The sequence below is a fragment of the Sedimentitalea todarodis genome (genome assembly GCF_032595355.1).
GTDB classification, from domain to species: domain Bacteria; phylum Pseudomonadota; class Alphaproteobacteria; order Rhodobacterales; family Rhodobacteraceae; genus Sedimentitalea; species Sedimentitalea todarodis.
On record NZ_JASMWN010000063.1, the window covers coordinates 1 to 4,434 of the forward strand.

Genomic DNA, 4,434 nt, shown 5'->3' on the forward strand with positions numbered 1-4,434 from the left:
TGCTTGCAAACCACGAGAGGGGGCCTGCAGGATCCCCTGCCATCCCTTGAGATGCCTTGTGGGATGTTCCCCGCCCCGATCGCGGGAGAAGCGGAAGACCACCGTCGGCGGGGCGGCTACCTTTCGCGATTGGGCAGGCGAAACCACCGGCTTCCCGCGAGAAGTGATCGAAGCGGCGCTTGCCCATGGCATCAAGGACAAGGCCGAAGCGGCCTATGCCCGATCAGACCTTTTCGACAAACGGCGAAATTTGATGGAGGCTTGGGCAACTGTCGCCGCCGCCCGCGCGTTTTGTGCAAATGTCTTCACTTTGAACTCGGGCAAAACGGCGTGACTTCTTCAAGCGCACGTCGCCAAGAGCGCCAACGTTCAACTTGGGTACGGTTTAGCTTTCGGCCCTCCAAACAGTGCCTTCGCGCTCGGCCCTTTCTTAATTGCAGCGCGTACTTCAGGGTCTTTCAGATCGAGGTATCGGAAGACACCCCCCGATTTCGAGACTGATACTATGCGTTCGTACGAGTCGGCGTGCGCCTCAGCGTAATTGGCTAGACCCACAAGTTTGGGCAAAGAGTCCGCAAGATGGTCTCCGTGCGGGTCAACTATGTTCGCCTGAACCACTCCGTTTTCATTCTTGGTGAAGAAGATAAAATCTGGGCGCATGATGCTTTCCTGTCCGTCAATTGGATAGATCACTCCCAGAGACTCGGGGCTTGCAGATGACGGGTTGCGATACCACGCCATGAAGCCGTTTCTTTTGGCCTCTTGTGACAGGACTTCCAACTCCCAATCATTCAGCCGAATCTTGACGGGGAAAAATCCAGCCCCATCGCAAAGAAGGTGACCTTCGTAGGCAGGCAACGCAACTTCTGTTCCGTCTTCCATTACTTCGATAGTCGGCTGCAAGCTATTGCGCGGCATGGCCAGTGACACGTCGAGAGGGTTGGCGCTCAGTTCCCGCAATTCGCGATAGACATCTTGCCGTTCATCGCTGAGGGCCTTGATTGCAGCCTCGTGGGTGGTCAGCCACTCGTTTGCCAGGGCCTCGGCAGCCGCTTCTAAATCGTCCTTGATCGCCGGGACCAAACCGATTGCAGCAACGTCCGTATGCGCTTCGATCAACGCTTCTTCCTCGTCCTCGGCTTCGCCGATCTTTCCGGCCAGGTATTCGCTGTAGGTCTTGGCAAGGTCTGGCGAAATCATGCGGGCGGCGCGTTTGTAGGCGTCTTCGATCACCGCCAAATCGGCGTCTTCAACGAAGTCGTCAAAGGTCATTTCGTTGCTGCCCACCGCCGCACGGCCCGTTTTTCCCTCAACCGTCAGAACAGCCTTCCGCGCCTTGTCGATAGCCTCGTTGTAGTCCGCCTGCGCCTTGCCCAGAAACGCGTGCAAATGCGCATGAGCTGTCTTGCCCGCACCGGGCAGGATCGCATCCGCCGCCAATTCATGCGCCAGCCCGGTCAGCCGCTTGATGGGTCGTGCCTGCTTCTTGGGCAGGGTCTTAGAGGGCAGCGACAACAGCTTGTCCCACACCTCTTGCGGCACCGCAGGGTTGAGTTGATAAGCATCAAGATCGGCACGCGCCGCTTGATCACACTTGATGCGCTGCGCGACTGGTTGAAGCGCAACGAGACCCCGGCCAGCGAGTAAGCGCCAATGCCTAAGCAAGCGCGCCTGAACGGGATCAAGGCTTTCAAGTCTTACACTATCGAAGAGGCGGCGGCGGTGTCCGGCGTCTCCCCTCGCACGATCCGCAATTGGGCGTCGGACGGGTTGCGCGTCATGGATGGCGCGCGGCCCACTCTGATCCGGGGCGATGATCTACGCGACTACATCAAATCCCAACGGGCCAAGCGTGCTGTAAAAACCCGGATCGACACATTTTATTGCGTGTGTTGCCGAAAGGAGCGCAGAGCAGCGGAGGGGATGGCAGATTGCGACGTCATCGAGGGCCGCGCCAAGCTGACAGCCCTGTGTGAAGCCTGCGGAACCGTGCTGTCCAAGCCTGTCGCAGAGACCCGCCTCCCGGAAATCGCCCGGACCCTCGACCTCAAAATTACGCGGTATGATGAGACATTAAGGTGATGGACAGAGACCCCCGTGTTTTTCCACTTCCCAACATGGCCGATCGGCACCTGAAATTCCCCCTCATCAACGCCTGAAAGGAGGCTCAAATGACCAAACGACCGAATGAGCAAAACGAGCGTCTGAAACGGCGTTTTCTTGAGTACCGTAAATACGCCAAGCGTCTTTCCGACAAGACCCTCGACAAGGAGTTGGCCGCACTGGAACGCTTCGACGTCTGGAACGGTCGCAAGGATTTTGCCAGATTCCATATCGAATGGGCGATGAAGTTTGTGGACCACCTCGCCAGCGCCAAGGGGGCGAAAGGCAGCCCTCTAGGCAAATCCACGAGCCGCGCTATTCTGGCGACCTTGCGCGAGTTCACACTCTGGCTGTCGCAACAAGACGGATTTCGGAGCCGGATGAGAGCGTCAGATTCGGATTACTTCAATCTGTCCCGCCGAGACGAGGCCGAAGCGCGCGCCGCCCCCGCGCGCCCGGCTCCGAGTGTAAAACAGGCCAAGAGGGCGCTGGACACGATGCTCGCCTCCAACCCACGCGAGATGCGCGACAAGGCGATATTTGCGCTTCTGTGCCTGACCGGCATTCGCGTAGGCGCGCTGATCACGCTGCGCCTCAAGCATATTGACCTTGAAGAAAAATCCGTAATGCAGAACCCGCGCGAGGTTGCGACAAAGTTCGGCAAGAGCATCGACACCTTCTTTGCCAAAGGCTTCCCTGAGGCCGAGACGGCATTGCGGGCTTGGATAGACTACCTTGAAAATGAGGCCCTCTACGGCCCGGACGATCCGCTTTTTCCGTCCACCGCCATTGCTCCAAAGGCAAACACCGGCTTCAAAGCCGAAGGCTTCGAGCGGCGTCCATGGAAAAGCACTGAGCCAGTCCGCAAAATCGTCAACGCTGCGTTCACAGCAGCCAATTTGCCCACCTTTGGCCCACACGCTTTCCGGCACATGCTTGCGCGCCATGCGGCCAAGACTTGCACATCCGTCGCGGAAATTGTGGCCACCTCGCAGAACCTCGGTCACACAGACGTTCTGACGACCCTTCGCAGCTATGGGCAAATCGACCGCGACCGGATGCGCGCCTTAATCACCGGCGAGGAAGGCAAAGATTTTTTGGAGGACTGATCTACGGACGGACCAATGGAGCTTCGCGCGTGGGAACAAGTGTGGGAACGCAATCCTGTATTCCAAAAATTCCCCAGCAAAAACAACACGTTGCTGTGAATTAGTGGCGGAGACGAAGGGATTCGAACCCTCGAAACGGTTCCCCGTTTACTCCCTTAGCAGGGGAGCGCCTTCGACCACTCGGCCACGTCTCCACCGACGCGTATAGCCGCGCAAACATCAGGAATACAAGGCCAAAAACAGATAATCTGGCTCATTTCCAAAATGAACAGTTCACCTGCGAAATGGCATGGAATGGCGCCCATAGGCACCGAATGTGGGCAGGATTTGGTCACTTTCCCTGTCGGCAAAAGCGCCTTCAAAACTTTTGGACTCCCGAAGTACCTAAATGTCTTCTGCTGCACAGTAATTTAAGCAGATTGATTTCCATATTTCTCCAGCTGTTCCGATCTCCTCGTCACAGGGAGGAAAGGGTATGAACAAGGCTGCGACAAATCCAGGTTATGTGACACAAGACGAGTTGCATGCGTATTGGCGAACGCCTTCGCGTCGTGCCGCACGCGAGCTGGCAAGGACTCTCGGGGTCCGACGTGTCCGAGGTGGCTACCCCTGGCTGTCGGTTTGGGCCGCTGAGGGGCTTTGTTGCGCAAAGGCTGGATGAGGGATTCATTTTGTGAATCCAGCATGGTAGCTGGCCTGTATGAGCAGACCTATCCCGCCGAGCTACAAGACCAAGAACTGGCCGGCTTGCAACGAAGCGCTGAAGCAACGTGGCTCCCTGACGATCCGCTGGTCGGTAGGCGATTGTCTGCAATCGGCGTAAGGCTGGTTCGACCCGGACATGGTGTGGGTGCCGCCGCCGACCGGCAAGCGAGGCCGGCAGGCGCAGTATAGCGATGCCGCGATCCAGACATGCTTGACGATGAAAGCCCTCTTCGGCATGGCCCTCAGGCAGACCACAGGCTTCGTCGAGAGCCTTCTGCGGCGCGTCGGCCTCAACTGGTCGGTGCCTGATTTCAGCACATTAAGCCGTCGCCAGAAGACCCTGGCAGTTCGCATTCCCTATCGTGGCTCGAAGGGGCCGCTGCACCTGCTGATCCCCTCTCGGGACATTGCTGCGCAATGCCCTGCCGGGCAGTGGACAGCACCGGCATTCAGGCAGAGGGCGAAGGCGAATGGCACGTGCGCAAGCATGGTGGTGCGAAACGCCGTCTCTGGCGCA

Annotated in this window: 5 protein-coding genes, 1 tRNA gene and 1 pseudogene; 4 read left to right on the top strand and 3 right to left on the bottom strand. The window is 58.0% G+C overall.

Going from position 1 to position 4,434, the window contains the following annotated elements; all coding sequences use genetic code 11:
- Nucleotides 1-102, bottom strand: a 102-nt coding sequence (locus tag QO231_RS25770; RefSeq protein WP_394356732.1) for a hypothetical protein, incomplete at its 3' end; no start/stop codon positions are given.
- On the opposite strand from QO231_RS25770, the gene QO231_RS25775 reads away from it, so the two are divergent.
- The gene (locus QO231_RS25775; protein ID WP_394356733.1) at nucleotides 59-334 is read left to right on the top strand and encodes a hypothetical protein; all 276 of its coding nucleotides are present in this window, start codon (nucleotides 59-61) and stop codon (nucleotides 332-334) included. The two genes, QO231_RS25770 and QO231_RS25775, sit on opposite strands and share 44 nt — an antisense overlap.
- 35 nt (nucleotides 335-369) lie before the next feature.
- Here QO231_RS25775 and QO231_RS25780 read toward each other — a convergent pair whose 3' ends face one another.
- Nucleotides 370-1,440 carry a hypothetical protein gene (locus tag QO231_RS25780; protein ID WP_316783091.1) on the bottom strand — a complete coding sequence of 357 codons (1,071 nt, stop codon included), beginning with the start codon at nucleotides 1,438-1,440 and terminating at the stop codon, nucleotides 370-372.
- 213 nt (nucleotides 1,441-1,653) lie between these two features.
- Here QO231_RS25780 and QO231_RS25785 point away from each other — a divergent pair, with 213 nt between their 5' ends.
- Complete coding sequence (locus QO231_RS25785) at nucleotides 1,654-2,082, top strand: helix-turn-helix domain-containing protein (RefSeq protein WP_316783094.1); 429 nt, start codon at nucleotides 1,654-1,656, stop codon at nucleotides 2,080-2,082.
- Nucleotides 2,083-2,171: 89 nt separating this feature from the next.
- A complete protein-coding gene (locus QO231_RS25790; protein WP_316783097.1) occupies nucleotides 2,172-3,212 on the top strand; it encodes a tyrosine-type recombinase/integrase in 1,041 nt (346 codons plus the stop codon).
- Nucleotides 3,213-3,316: 104 nt separating this feature from the next.
- Here the strand turns inward: QO231_RS25790 and QO231_RS25795 are convergent.
- Nucleotides 3,317-3,406 (bottom strand) — tRNA-Ser (locus QO231_RS25795).
- Between the two features lie 506 nt (nucleotides 3,407-3,912).
- Between QO231_RS25795 and QO231_RS25800 the strand changes: the two are divergent.
- Nucleotides 3,913-4,434, top strand: a pseudogene (locus tag QO231_RS25800) (transposase); the annotation flags it as partial.